Origin of the sequence: Leptolyngbya sp. 'hensonii' (assembly GCF_001939115.1) — a bacterium.
In the GTDB taxonomy this organism is placed as follows: Bacteria; Cyanobacteriota; Cyanobacteriia.
The window spans coordinates 68,662-92,859 of the sequence record NZ_MQTZ01000029.1; the positions used below are offsets into that span (position 1 = coordinate 68,662).

The window sequence follows — 24,198 nt, forward strand, 5'->3', positions numbered from 1 at the left end:
AGATTGTGTACTGTTAAGTTCCAATAGTTTTTGGAATGCCAATAGGTTTTTGAAATGGTTTTTGGGTTGAACTGTCTCATCATGAGACAGCTTTCAGGAGCTTTTGGATGGCAGACTAGTGAAACTGCTGATATGTATAGGTTAGAGATATTTATAGGCATCAAAAACAAACTCAAGTTCTGTAAAACCTATGGAGGATTTCCATTTTACGGGCATCAGAGTACTGAGTCGCCAGCGCTTGGCAAAACAAGGTTTATTCTCGTTTTGTCCGTTGGGGGTACGGGTGAGCTAAGCGGCATCCCGTCAAGAGATAACCGGATAAGCGGTGTCGTAAGGTTGGGCTTACAACCAGAGAATCTGTTCCATCTGAGCGCTAAAGCGCTCATAGCGGTCGCGCCACGTCCGCACCGTCGCCTCGGAAACACTTAAGGTCGTCGCCACGGCACCGATCGATTTGCCCCGGTGAAGTTCCAAAAGCCCGGTCGCCCGCTTAAATTGCCTGGCTCCCAGTTGGCCTTTACGCAACAGATTTTCTAGATATTCACGGTCGGTTGGACGCAGTTCAACCTGACACTTCTTTATGTCTACTCGGGTCACAATAGGACTGAGCACAGCCTACTACTAGCTCACTTGAGTCCAAAAACTTAATTTACAGAGTACTTACTCATCATTATCGAGTTGGGCCACCACGATCGCAGAGAAGGCAAAGGCAGAAACCAGGGGCATGGGAGACTGAAATACCCAAGTCAGAATCAGGGATGTCAGGGAGATGGCGATAGCAGCGGCACTCCAGCTCTTCTCAGTCAGACTCAAACCGTTGCGAGCCTTAATCCTTTCCAGAGCCTCCGAAGGGATGGGCAGGGGCATCACAGCCCCTGGTGGAAAGGCCCAGTACATTCGCCGTTCCAGGAACAGGTCTGTCCAACCATTTTCCTGACACCATTGTTCGATCCAACGATAAGAGTACCGACTCATTGCCTTTTTGAATAATAATAATTGGTGATAAATGGTGCTTTCCAATAGCACTACCTTTTATGAGGCTAGCAAGACCTCTGGAAAAATCAATCATCAAGACATCAAATTTTACTTCAAGCAGGAGAAGCCCACGCTCTGGCGAAGCTGTTTTAGAGGGTTTTCGGAAAGTTAAGACTCAATTTCTTGACAATTATTGATGAAGTTTTGAAAATTATTTCACTGCCATAACTTACAGATGTTTCCTCTCCCGTTCCTATTAATTGGGCTTAGTTTCTTGCTTGTGGGAACCACTTTTGTAGCGTATGCCGTTCCCCAATCGAAGGTGTTAACCTGCGATCGCAGGACCCTGAATCTAGTCTACTGCCAACAGGAAGACAAGGTTCTGGGTTTGACGCTAAAGCAAACGAAACTTCAGCCCCTGGATCGGGCAGAAGCAAAGGTAATTGGAACAGATGAGGATGGGCGGCCTTTTTATCAAGTTATTCTTCGCAGTCAGGCGATGAAAGTCCCTTTCGCTATCGATCCAACACCGGATCAGCAAGCCGCTCAAACTGTGGCCAATCAAATTAATCAATTCATTCAAACGGCTTCCAGGCCGAGGCTCACGATCGGGAACCAGAGAACAGAGATGATGCACCTTCTGGCTGGGATTGGGGCGATCGGGCTGGGCGGTTTCATGGTGTACGGAGCCTGTAAACCAGGGCGATATCATCGCAAACAAACCATGTAGCCATTGACTGGGTGAGCTTGATGACCCGGTCATACCCTCCACCATCGGCATTCGTCCGACATGATGCTAAGGTTGTTAAGAGATTTTGCCCATGATTGCTCCGACCTATGAAGATCAACCTGGATACCCCCGGCGAAGAAGTACAGATTCAAATTGTGCCGCTGATTGATGTCATCTTCTGCATCCTGACCTTCTTTATCCTGGCTTCCCTGCAGTTAACCCGCGAACAGGCTGCAATTCGGGTCAATGTGCCCACAGCCGGGACTGGCGATCGGCAGGAACTGGATCGGCGACTGGTGACGATCGATCCTGCAGGCCAAATTTACCTGGATGGCAGTCCCCTCAATCAAGAGCAATTAAAACAGCAATTGGTGGGGTATTACCAGCTCAATCCCAATGGCATGGTCGTCGTTAATGCCGATAAAGACGTGCGCTATGATAGCGTGCTGCAGATCTTTGACCTGATTCGGGCCATTGGGGGTGGCGATCGGGTGGCTCTGGGTGTAGTTCCCGGTGCTCCCAATCAGACGGTCCCAATTAGTCCCAGTGTTGTGCCTAATCCCTATGGCACCCCTACCAGCCCCTACAATCCCTACACTCCGCCAGCAACCAGTAGCCCACTGGTGCCCCTGCCGGGCAGCTCCCCCACCCCGGGGAGTCTGTTTAACCCCTCTCCCACTGCTGCGCCAATTCCGGGCGGCGCAACAGTGCCCAGCCCCCGATCGGCATTCTGATTCAAGCAGGAACCTGAATTCTCTCCTGACCCGCGAGATTAAATGCGGCATGGATCGTCCGCAGAGCCGTAACCCCCTCATCCTGGCTGACCACACAACTAATTTTGATTTCTGAGGTGGCAATCATCTGAATGTTGATCTGCTGTAGGGACAGCGCTTCAAACATGCGGGCTGCTATCCCCGGATTCTCAATCATCCCCATGCCAACGATGCTGACCTTGGCAATCTCTGGATCAACCTCAACCTGCCCATAACCCAGCTCTGGAGCGGCTTTTTCCAGGGCCTTGCGGGCTGCATCTGCATCCGCCTGAGCCACGGTAAATGCAATATCCCGAGTCGTTGCCCCCTGGATGACCCGACAACGTTGCGACTGAATAATCATATCCACACTGATGTTTTCGCGGGCTAGCAATTGGAAGATCCGGGCTGCCATGCCGGGACGATCGGGAATCTCCCGAATAGCTAGCTTCGCCTGGTTGAGATCGAGGGCAACGCCACGCACGGGAGGCAGGGGAGCGGACGGGGGAGAACCGGTAGCTTGATCTCCAGGGTCCATCGTTCCCGGTTCATTGCGGGGGGAACTCGTGACTTCAAAGGTCTCGCAGAGGGTTGCGATCGCCCGATCGTAGTCGGTAGCTGCCACCACACAACTGACTTTGACCTCAGAGGTGGAAATCATCTGGATGTTGATGCCAGCAGCGGCTAAGGTGGTGAACATTTGAGCGGCCACCCCAGGTCGGCCAATCATTCCAGCTCCGGCGATCGTCACCTTGGCAATCTCCCGATCTACCAGGGTTTCTGCTGGATTGAGATTGCTTTCCAGACCAGCACTCAAGGCAGGCAGAATGGCTGCAGCCACCGCCTCAGCTTGGTTCAGGGTATTTTTTGTCACCGTAAAGGCAATGTCGTTTGTATTGCCTTCATGGATAGATTGGATAATCAAATCCACATCCAGTTGTTGCTGGGCCAGTTCACCGAAGAGGCGAGCGGCCACACCTGGACGATCGGGCACTCGCAATAGGGCCACCTTGGCCTGGTCTGTATCGAATTCCACCGCATCAACTGGGCGGGCAATCTCCAGACCTTCCAGCGGGCGCGGTTGCGGGGTGGAAGAAAGGACGCGGGTGCCCGGATCGTCAGCCCAACTGGAGCGCACCACCAGTGTAATGCCATAGTTGCGGGCAATTTCTACCGCCCGTGGATGCAACACCTTAGCTCCCAGGCTGGCCAGTTCAAGCATTTCATCGGAGGTGATCTCGCTCATGAGCTGGGCATCTTCCACAATCCGGGGATCGGCGGTCAGAATCCCCGGTACATCTGTATAGATCTCACAAAGATCGGCTTGAAGCGCAGCAGCCAGAGCAACCGCAGAGGTATCGGATCCTCCCCGTCCCAGGGTAGTGATTTCCAGATCGTCGGTACTGGCAATGCCCTGAAAGCCAGCCACGACGACCACCTGACCAGCATTTAAATGGCGCTGGATCCGATCGGGATCAATCTTGAGGATGCGAGCCCGGGTATGTTCGGTTTCGGTGACAATTCCCACCTGGGCTCCTGTCAGGGAGATGGCAGGCTGGCCCAGTTCCTGCAACGCCATGCTGAGCAGGGCGATCGAGACCTGCTCTCCCGTTGAGAGCAACATATCCATCTCTCGCCGGTTGGGATTTGTGGAAATGGCATTTGCCAGCTTGACCAACCCATCCGTCGTTTTACCCATAGCGGAGACCACCACAACCAGATCATTGCCCGCCTTGACGGTCTGCAGAACTCTTGCAGCTACCGCTTGAATGCGCTCCACCGATCCGACAGATGTGCCCCCATATTTCTGGACAATCAGTGCCATATCCCTACAATTGCTTCCAGTATTGAATATTCCAAGACCCTCATTTTATAACTCCTGTCCTCCTGTGTAAGCAATCATGACGAAACAGAGGCCTGCGATATCCTATGATGTCCTCTGGGCACCTTAAGGCTAAATGCTTATAGGAAGCTATGCTGTCCAGCAGTGAAGCAGTGAAACTTGTTGACCCTCAGCTGATCAGATCTGATGACACAGTCTTTCAAGCTGCTCTTGATGACATAAGCCAGCTGGCGGCTTCTCTTTGCCAAACTCCCATCGCCGTGATTCATCTGCAAGAGGAGGGGCATCAACCCGTTACAGCCAGTTTTGGTCCCATCCCCTTCTATGCCAGTTGTGTCATTCCTTTCTGGGACTTTAGCCTGGCTGCACCAGATGTGTTGGTGATTGACGATATCTGCCAAGATGGACGGTTTGTAGCCGACACCCTGGTTGCTGGGGATGCAATCGTTCGTTTTTGCGCGGCCATTCCCCTGTGCAATGCTGCTGGCCTCACCATAGGGGTCTTGTCTGTGTTAGATCATATCCCGCGTCAGCTCACGGCAGACCAGCAACGATCGCTGCAAGCTCTGAGTCGTCAGGTTATGGCACAGTTAGAATTAAGCCACAGTCGGCGGATGTTGCCCCCAAACCCAGACCAGAATCGGCCAACAGAAAGCGCTCTCCCACTGGAGCAGGACTTTGCGGCGACCCTGCTGAGGACCTCTGAGCCCCTGTCCCGTAGCTTTGTGGCCACTGTCCTGGAAAGCCCGAATGCACTGGTGGCTGTGCTGTCTCCAGAAGGTCGGATTCTCTATCTGAATCAACTCTGTCAGACTACGATTAACTGTTCCATTGAGGCTGTTAGAAATCGATACTTTTGGGAGGTTCTGATTGCTCCGGAACATCAAGAACTGGCCCAGAACAGAATTGCCCACCTGAAAGCTGGGAGGGGTGGTACTGAGTATGAGAGCTATTGCCTCAACCGTAGTGGCTTGCCCCGACAAATTACCTGGTTTCATGCCCTATTACCCCATACAGGTGAGCCGATCGACTATATTCTCTGTAACGGTTTCGACATTACAGACCGCCGCCGGGCAGAACTGGCCGTACAGGAAAGTGAACGCCAGTATCGGTCCATTGTCGATAGCATTCAAGAGGTCATTTTCCAGATTGGTCATACTGGAACCTGGACCCTGCTCAACCATGCCTGGACCCGGATTACTGGCTTTACTCTGGGAGAAAGTATTGGCACCGAATTTCTGGATTACCTCCATCCAGAAGACCAGGAACAACAGGCTACCCTTTTCCAGTCCCTGATCCAAAAACAGCAGGAATTTTATCGGCAGGAGATTCGTTGTCGGACAAAGACGGGAGATTGGCGGTGGTTACAGATCCACGCCTATAGCCTATCTGATGCCCAGGGAGGCATTGTCAGTATTTCTGGCACGCTCAATGATATTACCGATCTCAAGCGGGCAGAAACGCTGATTGCTAAACCAGGTCGCCTGTCTACTCTGGTTGCAGAGATTGGCAACATCCTGGTGCAGGGCAACAACCTCTCAGAACTCTTAGAAAACTGTTCCATCACCATGGTTCAGTATCTGCAGGCTGCTTCCATTCGGATTTGGACCCTGGATCAGGATTCTGGTCTCCTGGAATTGCAAGCCACTGCCGGACAACATTTTCAGACCGAAGATTTTCCGAATCGGATTCCAGTTGGGATTTCCCTCCTTGGCTTCATTGCCCAAACCAGGCAACCCTACTTCAGTCGTAATGTTGCTCAGGAAGTCTGCCTGGTTTCCCGCTCCTGGCTAGAGCAAGAGAACATTGTCAGTTTTCTCGGCTATCCTCTCATAGTCGAGAATCATCTGGTTGGGATGATGGTGATCTTCAGTTATCACGAACTGGACCAGACCACTCAAGACTTTTTGAGCTGGATTGGCAGCAGTCTGGCGATCGCGATCGATCGGTCCTGGGCCAGACAGGCCCTGCTCAGTCGGCGTGAATCCCTACTCCTGCGGCTGGGGAACCAGATTCGCAAATCTCTGGATCTGGATACCATCTTGCAAACAATAGTCTCCGAGATTCGCAACCTGCTGCATGTCGATCGGTGTTATTTTCTCTGGTGCTGGCCCCAGGCCGAGGGCTTGATGATGGCGGTGACCCATGAGGCTCCTAATTCTGAACTGCCCAGTCTGCTGGGTGAGTTGCCCACAGCCCAGGCAATGTCTCTTTCTGAAAAAATTCTGAACCTGGAAGTGCTGTGGATTGACCGCATCGATCACGAATCGGCCCTCGACCCAGTTCTGACTCAGCACTTCCAGAGTTTAGGCATTGTGTCCCAGTTGCTAATCCCACTGGAGACCCGTTCCGGTCAGTTTGGGGCTCTGATTTGCAGCCATTGTCTTCCCAGAACCTGGCATCATAGCGAAGTTGATCTGCTGCGGGCCGTCACCGATCAACTGGCGATCGCTATGGATCAGGCTGAACTGTACGCTCAGACAAGGGCTGCTGCCCTGGCTGCCCAGACTCAAGCTCAACAACTGAGTGAAACCCTGCACAAGCTACAGGAAACCCAATCTCAACTGGTGCAACACGAGAAAATGTCTAGCCTGGGGCAGATGGTAGCCGGGGTGGCCCATGAGATCAACAACCCGGTTAATTTCATTGGCGGTAATATTGTCTACGCCCGTGACTATATCCAGGAATTGCTGGGTCTCCTGGAACTCTACCAGCAGCACTATCCCGACCCCCATCCTGACATCCAGGAGCAAACTAGAGAAATAGATTTGAATTTCCTGGTGGAAGATCTGCTTAAGGTGTTGTCTTCTATGCAAATTGGGGCCGATCGGATCCGTCAGATTGTCCTGTCTCTCCGCAATTTCTCTCGGTTGGATGAGGCGGAGATGAAACCTGTCGATATCCATGATGGATTGGACAGTACGCTGCTGATTCTGCAAAATCGCCTGAAATCTCGTGAGGACCGTCCTGGGATTGAAGTGCTCAAAGATTATGGGAACCTGCCCCTGGTGGAATGCTATGCAGGTCAGTTAAACCAGGTGTTCATGAATATTCTGGCAAATGCGATCGACGCCCTGGAAGAGTCACTGGTCAGTAGTGATCCTTCATCTCTCCTCTATAAAGGCCAGAGAAGCAGTGACTCCACCCCAGTCACGATCCCAACCATTACCATCCGAACCGAGATGCTGGATCAGCGTGTCCTGATCCGGATTGCAGATAATGGACCAGGTATGCCAGAAACCGTTCGCCAGAAGCTGTTTGATCCCTTTTTTACCACCAAAGAAGTGGGTCGAGGTACGGGTTTGGGTCTGTCCATCAGTTATCAAATTGTGGTTGAGAAGCACAAGGGAAAACTGGAATGCAAGTCCGAACCCGGTCAAGGGTCAGAGTTTTGCATCGAGATTCCGATCCCAAACTTGGTGTAAGTGCCCTTTAAACTGAAGCTGTGGCTTCTTCTAAAGCTGGTGGGATGGTAGCCGAGGGACACAGGTCATTCAGGAGACAGCGATCGCAGGCAGGATGGCGGGCATTGCAAACAGCCCGACCATGGTAGATCAGCCGGATCGACCAGTTTTCCCAATCAGGTCGGGGAATCAGCTCGATCAAATCTCGCTCAATTCGAATCGGGTCCTGGTGTTCGGTCATCCCGAGGCGATGGCTCAGGCGCTTGACATGGGTATCCACGGTTACCCCGGCATTAATCCCATAGGCATGGGCCAGTACCACATTGGCCGTCTTGCGGGCCACTCCTGGCAACTTCAGCAGGCGTTCCATCGAATCAGGCACCTGGCCCTCGAAGTCTGTCACGATCATTTGACAGGCAGCCCGAATATTCTTCGCTTTGTTCCGATAAAAACCGGTGGAGCGGATCAGGGTCTCCAATTCGGAAAGCTCTGCCCCCGCGATCGCAGGGGCATCTGGAAATCGCCCAAACAGTTCCGGCGTCACCAGATTGACCCGCTCATCCGTGCATTGGGCCGAAAGAATCGTTGCCACCAATAATTGCACAGGGGTTTCATAGTTGAGCGTGCAGGTAGCATCCGGATAGCACCGCTTCAGGCGTGCCAGAATTTCCAAAGCCCGATGCTTGCGGGCCGCTAACTTACGACTGATACTCATCGGATCCACAGATTGGCTGTATCCCGAATGATCAAAAAGATACCCAATCCCAGCAGCAACATCAGCCCCGTTTGCATCACGCCATCCTGAATCCGAGTTGGCAGCGGTTGGCCACGCAGCCCCTCAATCAAGAGGAAGGTCAATTGCCCGCCATCCAGAGCGGGTAGGGGCAGAATGTTGATAATGGCCAGGTTAATGCTGATCAGGGCTGCGAAGTGAAACAAAGCCGTGGCATCTTTGTGAGCAATGTCTGCTCCAAGGGCCACGATCGCCACAGGCCCGGCCACCTGACTAGCGGTACGTTGGAAATTACTGACCAATTGCCCAAAACCTTGGAGGGTCAGGGAAACAATTTTCTGAAATTCCTCTGCCCCCAGGGTAAACGCCCCGAAGAAATTATCCGGTCGCTTGTAGAGAGCCTTGCCCAATGGTTGCAACTGAACTCCGATCTGCCCCTTGCCCTTGTCCCCTTGTTCAGGAGTGACTGTGAGGGCAAGCTCACGATCTCCCCTCTGAACCGTGAAAGTGATTTTTTGATTGGGTTTCGACTGAATGGTTTGGGTTAGGAGAGTTGTTGCTTCTTTCGAGGCGGCCAGTTTCTGGCCGTCTACGCTCAGAATCACATCTCCGGGCCGAATGCCCCCGATCGCGGCTGGGGAACTGTCAGAAGTCAAGCGGGGCACCAAAACACCAGGTTGATAATCAAAGCCATTAAACGCGCCGACGGTCCCGAACTGCACCACCAGGAGCAGATAGGCGAAGACCAGATTGGCAATGACACCGGCACTGATCACGATCGCCCGATCCAGGAGAGGCCGGTTCCGCAAAAGATCAGGATCATCTGCAGGAATATTGCTATCCGGATCGTCGTCCGGAAACCCCACGAATCCTCCCAGAGGAAATCCCCGAATGGCGTACTCTGTCTGCGATCCCTGATATTTCCAGAGAATCGGCCCGAAACCGATCGAAAAGCGGTTGACATGAATCCCCTGTAACCGAGCCGCAGCAAAGTGCCCCAACTCATGCACCACAATTAAAAGGGCGAGAACACCGATCGCAGCCAGAACGGACATAACTCAAACACAGTAAACAGAACCTCTCTATTTTATGCTCTGCCACGGTGGAATGTTGTTTCTACCGAGATCCCCCTGGACTCTTTGTCTTTCCTCATCCCGATTTAATTTTTACAATGTATTAAGGAAATAGACATCATTTATGAAAGGTTGGAGCAAAGCCCATGGGACTGTTTGGATTTAGCAAAAAGACTGCCCTGCCGACTGCAGCAGAGGCTCTACCCGGACGATCGGAGGTCATGGTGATCACCAATCGGCATTTCGTCAATGGCCATCCGCTCCAACCGCCCTTCCCGGAAGGGATGGAAACGGCCCTGTTTGGGATGGGCTGCTTCTGGGGGGCGGAGCGGAAGTTCTGGCAACAATCGGGAGTCTACTCCACCGCAGTTGGTTATGCTGCCGGAACCACACCCAATCCATCCTATCGGGAAGTCTGCACGGGCATGACTGGTCACAACGAGGTAGTGCTGGTGATATTCGACCCCACGGTGATCACCTACAGCGAGATCCTGAAGGTGTTCTGGGAAAGCCACAATCCGACTCAGGGCATGCGCCAGGGGAATGACGTTGGTACCCAGTATCGATCGGGGATCTACACCTACTCGACAGAGCAGCAGCAACTGGCCGAAGCCTCACGGGAGATGTACCAGACATCCCTCAGTGCCGCCGGGTATGGCCCCATCACCACGGAAATTCTGGATGCCCCAGCCTTCTATTATGCGGAGGACTACCACCAGCAGTATCTGGCTAAGAATCCGGGCGGTTACTGTGGCCTGGGGGGAACGAACGTGTCCTGTCCCCTGCCCACAGGCGTTTCGGCGTAGATGAGGGGGATAGTTCTGGGCAAATCCATTCACGCCTATATGAACAAAGTCCGCCTATGTGAACTTACCTGAGAGTGGTCGGTTTTGTTCGTATAGCCGCTGCTTGGGTCGTTGAAGCAGCAAGGATTTCACCTTGATTGACTGTCTCCCCTTCCCCGAAATTCCTAGTAGTGCAACAAGCTTAAAAAGTTGGTTTCGTTTTGCAGGGGGCCAGCCCCCTGCACCCCCGTTGGAGGACACCGCGCGTCCTCCAAACCTCCTCCGCAAAAAAGGTTGAAGCTGAACAGCTCGTCGGGGTGTCTACGCACCCGGCGCGGATAGTCTAATGATTTCCGGGCTAGTACCCAAGCCTGTTATAGCGATTTTTCTTGATCGATCGGTTTTGCAAGGTATGACTCCTCAGCATTAACCTCAACCTGGCCAGCGCAAAACGACAACCTCTTCTCTCATTTGCTGTTTGGTCGCTGTAGCCAGGCGAGTCCGAAATAGGTCAATATTGACCACTTCATACCCCAGAGGTTGGGCAATTTCGGCCAGAAGCTGACCTGTGCGAATCATCACTTGCAAGTAGGAAGCCTGATCACCGACAACATACCCCAGCATGGCCCCTGGTTTCAGATAGGGGCGTAAAGAGGCAAAATGTCGCGCCATCCCTCCAAAGTAGAGCTTGACCGCTCGATGATACATGCGTTCAAACCCGCTGGTTTTACCTAACTCGATTCTGCGGTTTTCAATTTCCTGGGCAATGCGTTGAATCTCTGCGTGTCCTGCAACCCACTGATCATCATCATCACCTTTGTATACGCCCCTGGTGTTAGAGCGGAGCAAGCCCTTTTTCAGGTGGCGAAGCTCTTCCTTGGTTTGGGCAAACCCCAGCAACACAGTCTCAAGACGGGTGGTCCGAGTGTAATCCTTTTCATTCGGGTACGGTGGTGACGTGAAAACCCCGTCGAGGGAACAGGGGCTTAACAACTGGCCCACTTCCCGCGAGTCTGCATGGTGGATGGTGGCGATCGCATCTACCCTGGGAGCCTGACTGATATCTTCAGCCATTGCCTCAACCTCTTGTAGCCAGCTTTCCAGCACAGGGGGATCTTTCTCTGGCTTCTGGCGCACCCCAACCTCTGGGGCGAAGTGAAGGTTACTACAGTACTTCACGATCGCAGTGGCAAAAGCAAGCCGCTCATGCCTCCAGTAAGGATTATTTGGGCCAACTTTAATGGTCTCTAGCAGGATCAGGGCTTTGTGGAGGGGGATTGGGTAGATAGAGTTGCCTAACAGTAATTTATACGCAGCTTCCGGAAGTGTTTTCAGGGCTTCTAGCTGATAAAAATCCCTTTGACTCTCAACCTGATTCGCAACGTTTCTGGCATGGTTGATCAGGTTTTCGGGGTCAACATCCCAATCGACCTTGACAGAACTGGCAAAGTGGGCCATTGGATTGGCCTCAATGCCTGTCCCATCAATGTTATTGAGTTTGGCCTCAATCACGGTTGTCCCCGTTCCACAGAAAGGGTCAAGGAGCGTCTGCCCAGACTGAAGATTGAATTTTTGAATGTAGCTACGCACCAGGTGCGGCGGGAAAGACAGGACGAATCGATACCAATTATGAAAGGGTTGATCTTCCTCAGTCACCTTATTGGCAGTACTATTCCTGACCCGATCTGCATCTGCGGGGGTAGATGCCAAAGATTCAATGAACGTCATGGGAAAGTTTTAGGACTGTGGGTTGATGGTATTCAAAAATAGGCAACTTTGTAATGTGTTTGTACCACTTGCTCTGATGGAGGGTCCTGTCATGACCCTATGTAGAGGATGACTACCAGTAGTATATGGCCAAGAATCTCAATAGTACTTGTGGGAAGGCAGGCGAAGCGATCGATCGCTTCGATTAAGGAAGGAGGATTAAATAACACCGCCAAACTTCTGCTAGTTATTAAATCCAGGATCCTTAGTCTTCTCCGTCCATACTCAGCTTCCTCAGCTTAATCCTGTTCAAATGATTGACTATTGAACTTGAGTGTCCGGCAATTCTCCATAACAGTACGTGCTACGTCATCCGGTACTCCCTCAGGAATTTCAGCTTCAATCTCCAGAGTAATTTTGACCGTTGCGCCATTCAAAGCGGCTAGATGTTGAATGACCTCGTTCGCGATCGCCGGAGCATCTCGGTTAATCCGCATCGCATCAATATCCACATTTCCATAAAATCTACGGAGGATAGGTACTTGAGTTCCTCCTGCCCCGTCTTGCTCGCCATCCTTTGTAGCATTGTCACCAGAACCATGCGACAAGTCGCCGCTGGTGCGAACAGATGGTGTACTGCCGCCAGTTGTCCCTCCGACGGGAACGGTTGTAGTACTGCCCGTGGTAATTGTGATTGCCTGAGCTGCTTCAGTATCAAATTGCTGCTGAGCAACATCTGGCTTAACCAGAAGGCTTTGAGGGCTAATGCTGGGACTGATGCCCGTTGCAGCACGCAGACCCAGGTACTTTCCTTTTACGTCATCAAAGCCTTCTGCATAGGCGAAGTTATCGGCCCACACCGTTGARGTRACTCCATCTCGAACGGCTTCCAGAAGAACRGATTGATTCTTCAAKCGAGGGAGATAGAGGTACTGGGTGAGATATTCCCAGAGCCGTTTTAGATYGATGTGATTCGTGTCTCGCCAGAGAAACTTATCCAGTGCTTCGAGTCGCAGGTTGGTAGCTGCATAAGTGGCAAGCAGATCGCCTTCATAGACTGCTTTGCGACTGGCACGAATGATAGGKGAATCCTGCCCTTGCAGTCGGGTTTCCTTCCACTCAATACCGCCCTGAGCATCGGGTTGAGTGGGTATCAGCAGCCACTGATACGTATCACAGAGGATATTATCAACGTCTTTGTTRCTGCCATCCCGTTTGGTTTCAGCCTGACTYCGTTGAAAATTATCGAGGTTAAGCGTTTTCTTCTTATCGTCAGCCAGAACAGATTCCCACGCYARGTATTGGGCRACATTTCGTTCTAAGTTTTCAATTTTGGCTTTATCTGCGGTCAGGAAAAGCAGGGTATTCTTGTGGTATCGCGGCCCACTACCTTTGTGGTTGAGAGCATCATCAATCCACCTGCGAGCTGGGCTGTCATCACTCAGACGAGTGTGGGGGTGTTGTGGATCAAGCACCACCAGCCGTACTCCCAAGGATGGGTCATCTGGGATATCAGCGGTGGATTCAGGAGCAACGTGGACAGCACTAAATTCTCCCCGATCGCTGGGCTTTTTGTTGAAGGCTTCTAAGCGATCCGTGATTTCCTTCCAGACTTGGTAGCGATCGCTCAAAAACTGATCGGCGCGTTCTTGAGCGGTGCGGTTGACATTGGGCTGAGTRGAAACCCAGTAGCGATTGCCGTCGATATACAGATAGGTYGCCTGATCCGTGAGCCGTCGCAGGGCATCACCAAAGGTGGCAACACTTTCCCCTGGTTGAACACAGCCCAGCTTCACTCTGCGATCTTCTAACCCGCGATTGGCAGCTCGTAAGGTGGGAGCAGACCCCATGTAGACGGTGCGGGTGACTCGACGGCAGGCCGAGTAACGACCCAGGTTAGGATTATTGCGATCGAGGGAGAGGGGGAGGGAATTGGCTCCATCCACATCCTTATCGATCACGGGAATCCAGTTGTCCTCCAGATAACGAGTGAGTTCAGACTGCACTTGCGGATCATCCATTGGAACATGGGCTGGCATGATCATGAGGCTCTGGTCATTTCGCTCCCAAAGGGAATGGATGACTTTTGCCATGAGACGCAGCACACCACGAGTTCGCTGGAATTTGTCGAGGGTAGACCAGTCAGAATAAAGGCGATCGAACAATTCGGGATGGATGGGGTAGGCATCTCGCATTCGCCGCTCGTAGTCAGCTTCCTTACATTCGCCAGGGAACTCCTGYCCCTGAGTGCGATACATATCTGAGAAGGCTTTCACCACAGCGTCCCGTTGCACAAATAGGCTGGGGTCAGCGGTCGTTTGGAACAAGCGCCGYCGCACAATTTCAAAACTYTCTTCCGCACTTGCGGGTCGCCAGGGAGACTCCACGCGACCGATCGCATTTTTGAGTCTGTCTAGGGCTTCCTTGCCGCGATCGCCCCCAATCTCAATATCGGATGACGGAATACTAACCACCAAGAGGGTTTCTTTGGCATTAATATATTTCATGCACCAACACTGCCCTCACCCCCGGCCCCTCTCCCAGAACGGGAGAGGGGAGAAATTAAGCGTTAATGCCCCTTCTCCCCATTGTGGGAGAAGGGGGTGGGGGATGAGGGGAAAGGGATTGGTGTGCCAAGTATATTGTTGCCATATTTATTGAACAGATCTTTCAGGGCATCCCCCGGATTAGTCGCGCTTTCGTCGGCTGCGCGCATCATCTCGTAGCCTTCTTTGCCACCGAGTTGCCAGCCAATTTCACCCCAAAGTGTTCGCACTTGAGTGCCGTCTGACTTTTGATGAATCTGTCCGGGGGAAATTTTGTTACCGACCAAAACGACGGTGTTGACGTTCTGGGGCGGTTCATTCACATCCAGTCCAGACATGGGCTGGCCTTCGGTGGGAGCCACCGCCGCACGCCGAGTTTCCCGCCGAGCCTGGTCTTCAAAACGMACCCGCAGCAGTTCTTGTTTCTGTTTTTCGACTTGATCGGCTTCTGGTGCAGAAATGGCAGTRAGGAGACGTGCCATGCTATCGAGGGCACGATAAGCATCATCCGTTGAGAAGGTGGAGGTGTGTGCCCAGTCGTTTCGGGTATCTCGCAACTCACTGACGATACTTCGTTCAGTACGCCCTAACGTATTACGGAAGACGTTATTCCACTGCTCCCACATCACCATGAGCAGGGCAGAAACATCTTCTTTGAGGACATCTTGGACTTCACGACGAGCCACGTAGTGATCGGGCAGGCTAGAAGAAGCAGGAATCAACCACCGATCGCCATGTATGGCCTTCATCTCCCGCTCAATATAGGGGTAAAGCCCATCGCGGAGTAGATTCAAGGCTCTGCCGACTCGTTCGTGGTTGCTAATTGCCATAAGACATAGATCCTTTCAGTTAATCAGGACGACGAATAAAGCCCATTTGTGAAAAATGGTGGTCAAACGTAAATGCTTCGGTGATACCCTGATCCTTCATCACAACGTAAGAAGTGCAGTCGGTAAATGACCATTGTTTGTCAGTATTAAACTGTTCAAAGATCTGCCAGGTTTGGCTAGAAATTTCGGGTGTTATCCAAATCAAGTTAACAACTGATGTTTGTAGGAGAATGTCAAATTTGCGCTTAAAAGATAATGTTGCTGCATACCCAGCATTACTGAGTAGCAACGTGTAAGTTTCATCCAGGATATAGTTGGTGACGACTAATGTAACCTTGCGGGCAAATGTTTAATTGAGGGCGATTGCTTGCTCATGATAAGTATCCCGTCGATCGTGGATGGCAACCCACGCGCTAGTATCTACAAAAAGTTTAGGTAAGGACATGCTATTTGGGTTGTTGATAGAGATAGCGATCATGATTGATGGATGGGTTCTCTAGCTTGCCTTCAACAGCATCATCCCCTAATGAAAGAAACACATCCCAGCCATCTAACTGCTTTTCCGGTTCTGCCTCTTGTGCAGAACTAGTTGCTGCTGCCACAGTTTGCATTAGGGCATTGAGTCGGTTGATAAGTTCCTGTTGTTCTTCCTTCGATAAGGATTGAACAATTTGCACAATTGAATCCACTAATTTGGTGCTCATAGGGTGTCATCCTTAACATAGATATGGGTCGATGAGTTCTCAGCCTTTCAATTTTCAAACTAATTCAGTTGAAAGGCGAATTTTAAAGACATGGAATGGGTTCTCCATCGTCGAGGCTATAGAGGTCGGGTTCGTCGTTGAGAAAGTCGAAACTACCGCATTGCAGTGCCAGGGTGATAATGTCTGGGGTAGATGGATAAGCAAAATCAAAGAAGAGTTTTTCTTCTAGGATGGCTTGTTCTTCAGGAGAAAGAGAACGGATGACTTGAATAATGGAATCAATTAACTGGGTGTTCATTGCTTGGTTACGGAGGTGAGTTGCATGTAGAAGAACTTTGGCTTACAGGGTTGACCGAATTTTTTGACGAAAGGATCTTAAGGCAGGGCTTCGACCGATCGCTCGACTTTGCTCTAATACTTCTGACACCCACTCTAAAATCGGTAGCTTTGGAAACATTGGGCTGGTCGTAGAAGTCTGATATTGCCCTGCTTCCAGGATGTAAATTTTTAGCTCAGTATCTCCATAGACCCAGAGTTCGGGCACACCCAGGCGGATATAAGCATCAATCTGGGTTTTGGAGGTGACATCAACCTCAATGGCAAGATCCGGTGGTGGATCAACCGATAAATCCAGCCGATCCTTGCCAATCATAGTCTCGTGGTTTTGGATATAGAAGCATTCATCGGGTTCAATCCCGTAGTTCATTTCTTGCCGTTTGAAGGTGGTCGAGCCAAAACATTCGCAGTCAATTTCCAATTCGTCTAGTAGGATTTTGACGATATCGCCAAGGATCGATTTTTGTCGCTCGTGTTTGGGTAATGGCATCCTGATTTCTAAAATTCCATCGCTGTAGGCAATGCGGCTGGCGCGGTCTTCGCCTAGTTCATCGAGAATGGCTTCAAATTCTGACCAATCCAGGTCGTGAATCAGGAGGCGTTGACCGGGGGGAACATCCAGTTGTTGGAGTTGTAAAGTGACCATAGTCTGGGTGGATAAGGGTGGGCAATCTTTGTGTGCTTTGTGTCTTCGTGGTGAATAGGAACCACAAAGGCACGGAGGAGTTATAGAAAACTGGTTTGGATGGGTTCGTGGGTTTTCACGTTTGAGGCTAGCCGACTGATTTCGGGCCAGGAGATGACGAGGCTGTTGTAGGCCAGGGCTTCTTGAGTCCAGCCTTTTCGATCGCACAGGCTATACAGCCGATAGGCCAGGTCACGGGCGATTTCGCCTCTGCTTCCTAGTTTGGCTAGCAGTTCTGCGGCACCCATTTCACCCTTTTGATCAAGTTGATGGATGAGATACTGAGCAACTAGCCAGTCGTTGCCCCCCTCACCCCCAGCCCCTCTCCCACGCGGGGAGAGGGGAGAAGATAATTCTTGCTCCTCCCTCGCCCCTAGGGAGAGGGAGGCTGGGAGGGTGAGGGCTGACCGTTTAAGCAAGCGCACCTTGCCACCCTTGGCTTCTAGGAGCCAATTACCTTCCTTTGCTTTTCCTGCTTGTAGGAAGTTTTCATCGAATTCTTGCCAAGATGCAGATCTTCTTGCTCTATCAGCCAGTTCGTCTAACTGATATGCCGCGTGTCCAGAGACAAAAACACAAGTTGCTGTAAGACTTTTCAGCTTTTCCCAGAAGTTTGACAATATTTTCTTGCCCTCTAGATCGGCTAAAGTCCAACGTCCACTAGCACTCTGCTGCCTTTTTACCTGATGGTATTCACGATCGTCTGCCTTGCTGACCCAAAACTCAACCCCTTCCCCTTCTGCTCCCGGTGGTTCTAATCGAATAGAATCGGCTTTCTCATCTATGACCTTTATCATGCAAGCAACTGTCCAGAGTCCCTCATATCGATTGCCAAACTTATCAGTTGCTCCACCAGGTAAGGGCATGTAACCTTCGTTCCTTTAGCTGATTTCAAAGAACATGAAAGTAGGTTTTGTATTTTGCCATCTAGAACGGTGACATTTATACTGCACCATAGAATTATGATAGCGATTTCAAAATAAATTCGCGAACGGATGAACTATCGGGAGTCCAAAATTATAAAAATGCCTTTGTCCTTTTTGGGAATCGCCTTCCAATTTTCACCTTTCAAGCTTTGAACTCGGAATTCTGACCTTTTCACTTGAAACTCTGACCTTTTTACTTGAAACTTCGACCTTTAAGCTTGAACTTTCGACCTTTGACCTTTGACCTTTGACCTTTTTGCCCCAAAAACGAAGCTCAGAACCCGGAATGTCGAGCTTTTTGCTCCAACGTTCAAGCCCTGAGCCTCAATCATTAACCTCAGAAGTCAAATTGTCAGGCTTTTTACTACACTGTTACTCCTTCTGACCTCACAGTTGCCTCCTGGTTCTTCGCCTTTCGGGATTTCCGGGCAAACCGTTGCCCCATCTCACCTACTACCGCATCCATCCCGCCCCCATTGCCACTCGCCTTCGCGTAGTTATACACCTGCAACGCCGCCGCATAGGCTTCACTGCCCACCGCCAGACAGGTATCATCCACTAGCTCCTGCAATTGTGTTAGAGAAAGCAATAGGGGATACAATGCCTCAAACAACTGCACATCCTTGCGTAACTCTTCCAGATTGAACGATCGGGGCAAAAAGTCCGGGTTCTGGGTTGCCACCTCGAGCGCCTTACTGACAAACGCCCGACTCTTATCCCCCATTTTGGGTAAGGTCTTCCGCTCCTCTGGACTCAGATCAATCAGAAAAGGCAACTTGGCCTTAATCGTTGCAACGGCATCCATCACAGCTTCCCGGTCCCCCTGAGTCAGGGCAGCGCTAATCGAAGTCATCGTCATGGTTCAAAGCCTCCTAAAATTAAATCTCTTCGAGGATGCCCAAACCAGAACCTGCGATTGCCTCAGTATTTCACGGAATTTTCCACCTCAGTACCTACCGAATTCCGAACTCATACCCTGCAGACCCACCCCGGCGCTACGCGCCACCCCTCCCCAGAGGGGATCGGGGTTGGTTCCCAATCGGGGACTTGATTCTGTTCCCAAGCGGAGATTTGGTTCTTCCACTGCCCAACGGCAACAGTAAGAGTCGCAGCGAAAATCCTCTCCTGGGAAGGGGGGGTGCTGGGGCACCCAGGCAGAGCCTGGGCGCGAGGGAGAACGATCGCACGTTCTCCTGGTTGCCAGTGCTGCGATTGGTTAAATCCTTCTCCAGAATCCGTAGCAGGGCCTGTAGGTCGGAAAGGAGTTTGGGGCGGTCAATCATAGGACACCCGCACAATGAACTGCAATTAAAGCTCCCGACAAAATTGTTCTGGATAGCCTGCCTGAGATGGCGGGGCCCATGAATTCCAAGTAGCAAACAGACTGAAGTCCTCAGAGTCAATGGAGAATCTCCGAATTCGCTGGGAAATTGGTGAGGAGGTCTCTCATCTCCAAAGGTTTCCAGCCCTTGATTTCTGTAACAGCAATCTTGATATCAGTAGCCTCGCCATAGATATCGTGTGAGTTCCTGACCTACCCGACGTTCTACCGCTGGATCGGCAGGCAAATTCCACCGGAGGGACTGATAAAGTAAATGGCGGTGCAGGTCAAAAGTGGCTTCGATCAGTTCACCATAGGTTCTGGCAGCATCCAGTGCCCAATAGTAGTAAGTGAAAATGACAGAGAGGATGCCGATCGGAGCCGCCCACCAGGCCCCTAGAGCAGTCCAGACGATAAAGAGTAAGCTCCAGAGCCAGACACGGGCGGCGGTGTTAAGGTCAGCACGGGCGTCTTGCAGGTCTTTTTTGACGGCATCGGGAAGTAGGAGCCAGAGGCGTGACCAACAGACGATCGCATCCAGACCATATTTTTCCAGGGGACGCTGTTCAGCTGCACGAAGGATGTTTCCCAAGCGGGTGGGCATGAGGTGGTTGGGCAGGGGAATATGCAGTTGTTGCCAGTCGAGTTGAACTAGTTCATCCCGGCTTTCGGCGGTGAGTTGATTAGGGTTGAGATTGGTCAGAGTTTGCCAGCGATCGCTAATGCGCTGACTGCGTCTAGCTTCTTTGGCGATAAACCAGCGACGTAGAGGGCGAAACCAGGGATGCCAATAACCTTCTAAAAAGCGCAGAACGGGCAGATCAAACCGTTGCACTACAAAGGCAGAAGCAGCAATCAGGCAAAAGGCAGCGACGAGGAGAGCGACCTGCAAAGGCTCGGGTTGGTGATTGAACCAGGTGCTTATGGTTGTCCAACCGAAGCGCTGTAGACCTGCGGCGGCTCCACCAGCCCAGAAGACAAGGGCTGGAGTAAGCAGAGTAGCAACCCATTGTTCGGCGAGTTTACCACCAAAGCTTTCAAGGAATTTTGCGGACATGAGGTATCTTAGCTACGCTGGGTCCAAAGGCAGATTGTGAGTGGGGCAGAGGGGTGGCTCGATCCCGATTCTGGGACAATACCAGGTATAGTCGCCCTCGGGGCAAACAAATTTGGCAGTGCCTATAGGCGAACGCTGGCCGGGTAGGGGATTCCAGGTTCTTAGATGCGCCGGTTGTTGCTGGTCTTGAAGAAAGTCAGCCACCCACTCACGGGTGGCATCCTGCTCTGCCAGGAGTTCCAGGATCTGATTGTCAACAAGTTGTCGAGTGTTTGCTTGTGCCAGTAGTCCAGCAAGTTGAGGATCGATCGCCCCTGCTGCTTCGTCCCCAATCAGCTCACTGAGCAAAGGACGGATCGTGCGGGCGGCTTCCAGAATATCGTTAGAGTCGTAGTAAGAGTCGTACATGATTACCCTCCAGGTATGAATCGGGAGTTATACCCCTGTATAGCTGAATGCAGCCCAATGAAACGGATGGGCAAAATCTCGTTCATTGGGTCGCTTCAAAATCAACGATCGAAATAGATCCTGAGCGATCGCTGCAGGGGCTTTCACCCCCGCAGTTGCCGGCAAAAAGGTTTTGAAATAGTCAGCTTTCTCGCGGTTAGTCGTGTCCCTCACCCATTGTTGAGCCTGATGCAGTGCCTGGTCAATTTCTAGCCCCTCGATACGCCAAAAGTCATAAAAGCGGGTGAGCAGCAGCATCGTGCTGAGGTCGGAGACTGACCAGAGGGAGGCGATGACGGCGGCGACTCCAGCTTGGAGCAGTCCAGTCGGGAGGCTAATGGTTTCGTCGGCGTTTTCGGTGCCAATCAGGCCGGTTTCGCAGGCGGAGAGGATGGTGAGACGGATGCCACCGGTTTCAGCCAAATTTAAGGCGAAGATGTCTTTGAGGGTGAGGAGACCATCAGTCATCACCAGTCCGCTGTTGAGGGGTTCATTGAGGTTAGCGGTGCCGTGGCAGGAAAAGTGAACGATCGCAGCCTTCGGGAGCTGTAATTGCACAGCCTCAACAGTGGCTTCTGTTTGTCTCAAAACGGTATGTTGAGGGAAACTGGCGATCGCGGCGTTGACTTCTCGTTCGGAGTTAGGGAGATCCTGGGTGGGGTTGTCGATCGCCAAGATCGAATTAGGCTGGATGCGATTCTCCAGAAGAGAGGCTTCGCCAACGGCAATGGTCTGAGCAGCAGTAAGGGATTTGGCGTTGGGGGCGTAGGTGATGTGGATGTCGTCAAAGGCGTAGCGGCGACCTGTGGGTTTACTCTCGTCTTCGGTCCAGGTAGCGTGGAGGGGAAGGAGGCTGAGGTAGCCAGTGGGGATGAGGGTGATGCGCTCAAATCCGAGGTCTTGGAGTTTTTGAACCAGTGGCCCCATCAGAGCATCCCAGAGTTGGCGGGTGGTGGTGTCGATCGCGTCGTACCAGGCTTGGCGATCGGTTTGTGATTGGTTGTAAGCTGCAAACCAGGTTTGATTGAGCAGATCAATCAGTTGGGTTTCCGTTAAATCATCCAGCCACAGCACTTCGATCACATCGACAGTGACGATCAGAACCATGCTGCCGTTGGGTGTGGTGACCAGGTAAACCAAAGGATTGTCCTGGCGTAGGGCGATCGCAATATCTTTCCATTGGGTTGGTGTCAAGAAGTCTTCGTAACTGGGGACTTGGCGAATTTGGGCGATCGTTTGGTCTAGCTTTTGTCGAAGTTTTGTCATGGTCTGGGTCAGATCTTCTGGCACCCGATCTCGATCGGTGGAAACCATGCGATCCCGATCGCGGTTTTCCAGGTTGCGGAGTTGCTGTGTGATGTCCTGGTATTCGGTGTAGAGTTCGGGGCAGGTTTGCTGGAGTTGGGTGAGGTTGGCTCGGTCTCGGTTGAGACTTTCGCTGAGTCCACGGGCGCGACCTTGTTCTAGCACTTCGATAGCAGTTTGGAGTTTACCGATGCGGGCCAGGGTATAGGCAGTAAGGCGGGGGAGATCGGCAGTATTGGCAAGTTCGGCGGCTTTACTATCGAGCAGGAGGCAGGACTGATAGAGAACTTCCGCCGCGCTGAGGGCACTTGTGAAAGCGTTTTCAGCCTCTGACCAGGCTTGTTGTTCAAAGTAAAGGTTGCCAAGATTGCGGGCAGTTTGCCGACACTCGGTTGGGAATGCCTCGCGGGTTCTAATTTCCAGAGCCCGTTGATAGGATGTGATCGCGTCTTCGAGATTCTGGGCCCGGTCCCCCTGGATGCGCTTCCAGTAGGCAAATGCCAAATTATTTTGCGTCTCTGCCCATTGTTGTGGGAAGGCGTCGCGGGTTCTGACTTGGAGCGCTTGTTGATAGGCCATGATCGCCTGTTCCAGGTTGTCGGCCTGTTCCCCGCGGATGCGGTTACTGTAGGCACTCGCCAAGTTATTTTGCGTCCCTGCCCATTGTTCTGGGAAAGCGACGCGAGTATAGACTTGGAGCGCTTGTTGATAGGCCGTGATCGCCTGTTCCAGGTTGTCGGCGCGTTCCCTGCGGATGCGGTTACTGTAGGCATTCGCCAAGTTATTTTGCGTCATTGCCCAATCTTCTGGAAAGGCGGCACGGGTTCTGACTTGGAGCACTTGCTTATAGGCCGTGATCGCGTCTTCGAGATTCTGGGCCCGGTCCCCCCGGATGCGCTTCCAGTAGGCAGTTGCCAAGTTATTTTGCGTCTCCGCCCATTGTTGTGGGAAGGCGTCGCGGGTTCTGACTTGGAGCACTTGTTCATAGGCCGTGATCGCCTGTTCCAGATTATCGGCCCGGTCCCCTCGAATGCGGTTCTTGTAGGCAGTTGCCAAGTTATTTTGCGTCTCCGCCCATTGTTGTGGGAAGGCGTCGCGGGTTCTGACTTGGAGCGCTTGTTCATAGGTAACGATCGCCTGTTCCAGGTTGTTGGCCCGGTCCCCGCAGATGCGGTACAAGTAGGCATTCGCCAAGTTGTTTTGCGTCCCTGCCCAATCTTCTGGAAAGGCATCGCAGGTATAGACTTGGAGCGCTTGTTGATAGGCCATGATCGCCTGTTCTAGGTTGTCGGCCCGTTCCCCGCGGATGCGGTTAGTGTAGGCAGTTGCCAAGTTATTTTGCGTCCCTGCCCAATCTTCTGGAAAGGCATCGCAGGTATAGACTTGAAGCGCTTGTTCATAGGCCACGATGCCCATCTCCAGGTTCAGTATCCGGCTGCCGAGGGGAAACTGCTGAATCAAATTACCAAACTCATTAAACACAGCCGCAATTATCGATGGATTATTCCGTTGAATTAAGCCTGCAAACACGGTCGGCAAGGCAGACAACAATGCCTCATCCAACCGCCCTACATTAACCCGAAAGCATTCATAAACCTGCCCCCGATCCCTCCCCGTCTGCCCAATCAACTGCACAATTTTCATCAAAAATGCCGCCCCATCCCTCGACGATGTACTCGATGAGCTGTTCTCCCCCAATCCCAACGCCTGCGCTAACCCTGCCGCAACCTGCCGCAGCCACCCCGCATTCCCATTCCCCTGGCTCTCCAGCCGATCGGCATATTGCCCCATCACCGCCAGCAACCCTGCATCCAGTAAATCAGGATAACGCTGTAAAACTGGCATCTCTTGCCCCCGAACACAGCACAAAATCTGCTCAACTAAAGTCATATAACGTTGCTGACGCAAATCATCCATCGCGTGCTGTACTCTACAAGCAACCTCTATAACCTACTCCCTCTCTCCGTAGAATTTCGGACAGGATCAGGATTGAGGATGGTTGGTCCCATCAGGCATCGCTAATCGGTCAGAGGTGATGC

General features: G+C 51.9%; 20 protein-coding genes and 1 pseudogene. 4 read left to right on the forward strand and 17 right to left on the reverse strand.

Translation table 11 applies throughout. The features are described 5' to 3' along the window. Positions 1-342: 342 nt before the first annotated feature. Together BST81_RS10510 and BST81_RS10515 are read right to left on the reverse strand one after the other, a co-directional pair. The gene (locus tag BST81_RS10510; RefSeq protein WP_216351289.1) at positions 343-525 is read right to left on the reverse strand and encodes a helix-turn-helix domain-containing protein; all 183 of its coding nucleotides are present in this window, start codon (positions 523-525) and stop codon (positions 343-345) included. A 135-nt stretch (positions 526-660) separates the two neighbouring features. Beyond that, positions 661-975 (reverse strand): hypothetical protein, encoded by a 315-nt coding sequence (locus BST81_RS10515; RefSeq protein WP_075598482.1) that lies wholly within the window; start codon positions 973-975, stop codon positions 661-663. 280 nt (positions 976-1,255) lie between these two features. On the opposite strand from BST81_RS10515, the gene BST81_RS10520 reads away from it, so the two are divergent. Together BST81_RS10520 and BST81_RS10525 are read left to right on the forward strand one after the other, a co-directional pair. Next, positions 1,256-1,705, forward strand: coding sequence for a hypothetical protein (locus tag BST81_RS10520; RefSeq protein WP_143780301.1), 450 nt, complete (start codon positions 1,256-1,258; stop codon positions 1,703-1,705). A gap of 107 nt (positions 1,706-1,812) precedes the next feature. Further along, entirely contained in the window at positions 1,813-2,439 is a 627-nt protein-coding gene (locus BST81_RS10525) for a biopolymer transporter ExbD (RefSeq protein ID WP_075598484.1), read from the forward strand. A gap of 1 nt (position 2,440) precedes the next feature. Here BST81_RS10525 and BST81_RS10530 read toward each other — a convergent pair whose 3' ends face one another. Beyond that, positions 2,441-4,282, reverse strand: coding sequence for an aspartate kinase (locus BST81_RS10530; protein ID WP_075598485.1), 1,842 nt, complete (start codon positions 4,280-4,282; stop codon positions 2,441-2,443). A gap of 149 nt (positions 4,283-4,431) precedes the next feature. Between BST81_RS10530 and BST81_RS10535 the strand changes: the two genes are divergently transcribed. Continuing rightward, entirely contained in the window at positions 4,432-7,725 is a 3,294-nt protein-coding gene (locus BST81_RS10535) for a GAF domain-containing protein (RefSeq protein ID WP_075598486.1), read from the forward strand. 7 nt (positions 7,726-7,732) lie between these two features. Here the strand turns inward: BST81_RS10535 and nth are convergent, their stop codons facing one another. Continuing rightward, positions 7,733-8,419, reverse strand: coding sequence for an endonuclease III (nth, locus tag BST81_RS10540; protein ID WP_075598487.1), 687 nt, complete (start codon positions 8,417-8,419; stop codon positions 7,733-7,735). Beyond that, a complete protein-coding gene (gene rseP, locus BST81_RS10545) occupies positions 8,416-9,492 on the reverse strand; it encodes an RIP metalloprotease RseP (RefSeq protein WP_075598488.1) in 1,077 nt (358 codons plus the stop codon). Before rseP ends, nth begins: the two co-directional genes overlap by 4 nt. Before the next feature lie 164 nt (positions 9,493-9,656). On the opposite strand from rseP, the gene msrA reads away from it, so the two are divergent. Continuing rightward, positions 9,657-10,316: a peptide-methionine (S)-S-oxide reductase MsrA gene (gene msrA / locus BST81_RS10550; RefSeq protein ID WP_075598489.1), complete on the forward strand. Its 660-nt coding sequence runs from the start codon at positions 9,657-9,659 to the stop codon at positions 10,314-10,316. A 411-nt stretch (positions 10,317-10,727) separates the two neighbouring features. On the opposite strand, the gene BST81_RS10555 is transcribed toward msrA, so the two are convergent. The 12 genes and pseudogenes from BST81_RS10555 to BST81_RS10615 all read right to left on the reverse strand — a co-directional run bounded on the left by BST81_RS10555 (position 10,728) and on the right by BST81_RS10615 (position 24,049). Further along, the gene (locus tag BST81_RS10555) at positions 10,728-12,023 is read right to left on the reverse strand and encodes a DNA methyltransferase (RefSeq protein WP_075598490.1); all 1,296 of its coding nucleotides are present in this window, start codon (positions 12,021-12,023) and stop codon (positions 10,728-10,730) included. A gap of 278 nt (positions 12,024-12,301) precedes the next feature. Beyond that, positions 12,302-14,509, reverse strand: coding sequence for a DUF499 domain-containing protein (locus tag BST81_RS10560; RefSeq protein WP_143780302.1), 2,208 nt, complete (start codon positions 14,507-14,509; stop codon positions 12,302-12,304). A gap of 62 nt (positions 14,510-14,571) precedes the next feature. After that, entirely contained in the window at positions 14,572-15,378 is an 807-nt protein-coding gene (locus BST81_RS10565; protein ID WP_075598491.1) for a Swt1 family HEPN domain-containing protein, read from the reverse strand. A gap of 19 nt (positions 15,379-15,397) precedes the next feature. Beyond that, positions 15,398-15,700, reverse strand: a pseudogene (locus BST81_RS10570) (PIN domain-containing protein); the annotation flags it as partial. Positions 15,701-15,824: 124 nt separating this feature from the next. Then, the gene (locus BST81_RS10575) at positions 15,825-16,082 is read right to left on the reverse strand and encodes a hypothetical protein (RefSeq protein WP_075598493.1); all 258 of its coding nucleotides are present in this window, start codon (positions 16,080-16,082) and stop codon (positions 15,825-15,827) included. Between the two features lie 82 nt (positions 16,083-16,164). Next, positions 16,165-16,380, reverse strand: a complete 216-nt coding sequence (locus BST81_RS10580) for a hypothetical protein (RefSeq protein ID WP_075598494.1) — start codon at positions 16,378-16,380, stop codon at positions 16,165-16,167. A 42-nt stretch (positions 16,381-16,422) separates the two neighbouring features. Beyond that, positions 16,423-17,064, reverse strand: a complete 642-nt coding sequence (locus BST81_RS10585; RefSeq protein ID WP_075598495.1) for a Uma2 family endonuclease — start codon at positions 17,062-17,064, stop codon at positions 16,423-16,425. Between the two features lie 80 nt (positions 17,065-17,144). Beyond that, a complete protein-coding gene (locus tag BST81_RS10590) occupies positions 17,145-17,522 on the reverse strand; it encodes a hypothetical protein (RefSeq protein ID WP_216351290.1) in 378 nt (125 codons plus the stop codon). Between the two features lie 871 nt (positions 17,523-18,393). Then, a complete protein-coding gene (locus tag BST81_RS10595; RefSeq protein ID WP_075598496.1) occupies positions 18,394-18,888 on the reverse strand; it encodes a hypothetical protein in 495 nt (164 codons plus the stop codon). Positions 18,889-19,525: 637 nt separating this feature from the next. Further along, on the reverse strand, positions 19,526-20,407 hold the full coding sequence (locus BST81_RS10605) for a hypothetical protein (RefSeq protein ID WP_075598498.1): 882 nt from the start codon (positions 20,405-20,407) through the stop codon (positions 19,526-19,528). Between the two features lie 12 nt (positions 20,408-20,419). Continuing rightward, positions 20,420-20,815, reverse strand: coding sequence for a hypothetical protein (locus tag BST81_RS10610; protein ID WP_075598499.1), 396 nt, complete (start codon positions 20,813-20,815; stop codon positions 20,420-20,422). A gap of 27 nt (positions 20,816-20,842) precedes the next feature. Further along, positions 20,843-24,049, reverse strand: a complete 3,207-nt coding sequence (locus BST81_RS10615; RefSeq protein ID WP_171974725.1) for a CHAT domain-containing protein — start codon at positions 24,047-24,049, stop codon at positions 20,843-20,845. Between the last annotated feature and the right edge of the window lie 149 nt (positions 24,050-24,198).

What these genes read in the sequence shown, in the direction of transcription:
- BST81_RS10535 (WP_075598486.1), top strand. Translation starts at nt 4,432, where the DNA reads ATGCTGTCCAGCAGTGAAGCAGTGAAACTTGTTGACCCTCAGCTGATC.
- nth (WP_075598487.1), bottom strand. Translation starts at nt 8,419, where the DNA reads ATGAGTATCAGTCGTAAGTTAGCGGCCCGCAAGCATCGGGCTTTGGAA.
- BST81_RS10580 (WP_075598494.1), bottom strand. Translation starts at nt 16,380, where the DNA reads ATGAACACCCAGTTAATTGATTCCATTATTCAAGTCATCCGTTCTCTT.
- BST81_RS10525 (WP_075598484.1), top strand. Translation starts at nt 1,813, where the DNA reads ATGAAGATCAACCTGGATACCCCCGGCGAAGAAGTACAGATTCAAATT.
- BST81_RS10610 (WP_075598499.1), bottom strand. Translation starts at nt 20,815, where the DNA reads ATGTACGACTCTTACTACGACTCTAACGATATTCTGGAAGCCGCCCGC.
- BST81_RS10615 (WP_171974725.1), bottom strand. Translation starts at nt 24,049, where the DNA reads ATGACTTTAGTTGAGCAGATTTTGTGCTGTGTTCGGGGGCAAGAGATG.
- BST81_RS10530 (WP_075598485.1), bottom strand. Translation starts at nt 4,282, where the DNA reads ATGGCACTGATTGTCCAGAAATATGGGGGCACATCTGTCGGATCGGTG.
- BST81_RS10515 (WP_075598482.1), bottom strand. Translation starts at nt 975, where the DNA reads ATGAGTCGGTACTCTTATCGTTGGATCGAACAATGGTGTCAGGAAAAT.
- rseP (WP_075598488.1), bottom strand. Translation starts at nt 9,492, where the DNA reads ATGTCCGTTCTGGCTGCGATCGGTGTTCTCGCCCTTTTAATTGTGGTG.
- BST81_RS10595 (WP_075598496.1), bottom strand. Translation starts at nt 18,888, where the DNA reads ATGACGATGACTTCGATTAGCGCTGCCCTGACTCAGGGGGACCGGGAA.
- BST81_RS10575 (WP_075598493.1), bottom strand. Translation starts at nt 16,082, where the DNA reads ATGAGCACCAAATTAGTGGATTCAATTGTGCAAATTGTTCAATCCTTA.
- msrA (WP_075598489.1), top strand. Translation starts at nt 9,657, where the DNA reads ATGGGACTGTTTGGATTTAGCAAAAAGACTGCCCTGCCGACTGCAGCA.
- BST81_RS10585 (WP_075598495.1), bottom strand. Translation starts at nt 17,064, where the DNA reads ATGGTCACTTTACAACTCCAACAACTGGATGTTCCCCCCGGTCAACGC.
- BST81_RS10555 (WP_075598490.1), bottom strand. Translation starts at nt 12,023, where the DNA reads ATGACGTTCATTGAATCTTTGGCATCTACCCCCGCAGATGCAGATCGG.
- BST81_RS10605 (WP_075598498.1), bottom strand. Translation starts at nt 20,407, where the DNA reads ATGTCCGCAAAATTCCTTGAAAGCTTTGGTGGTAAACTCGCCGAACAA.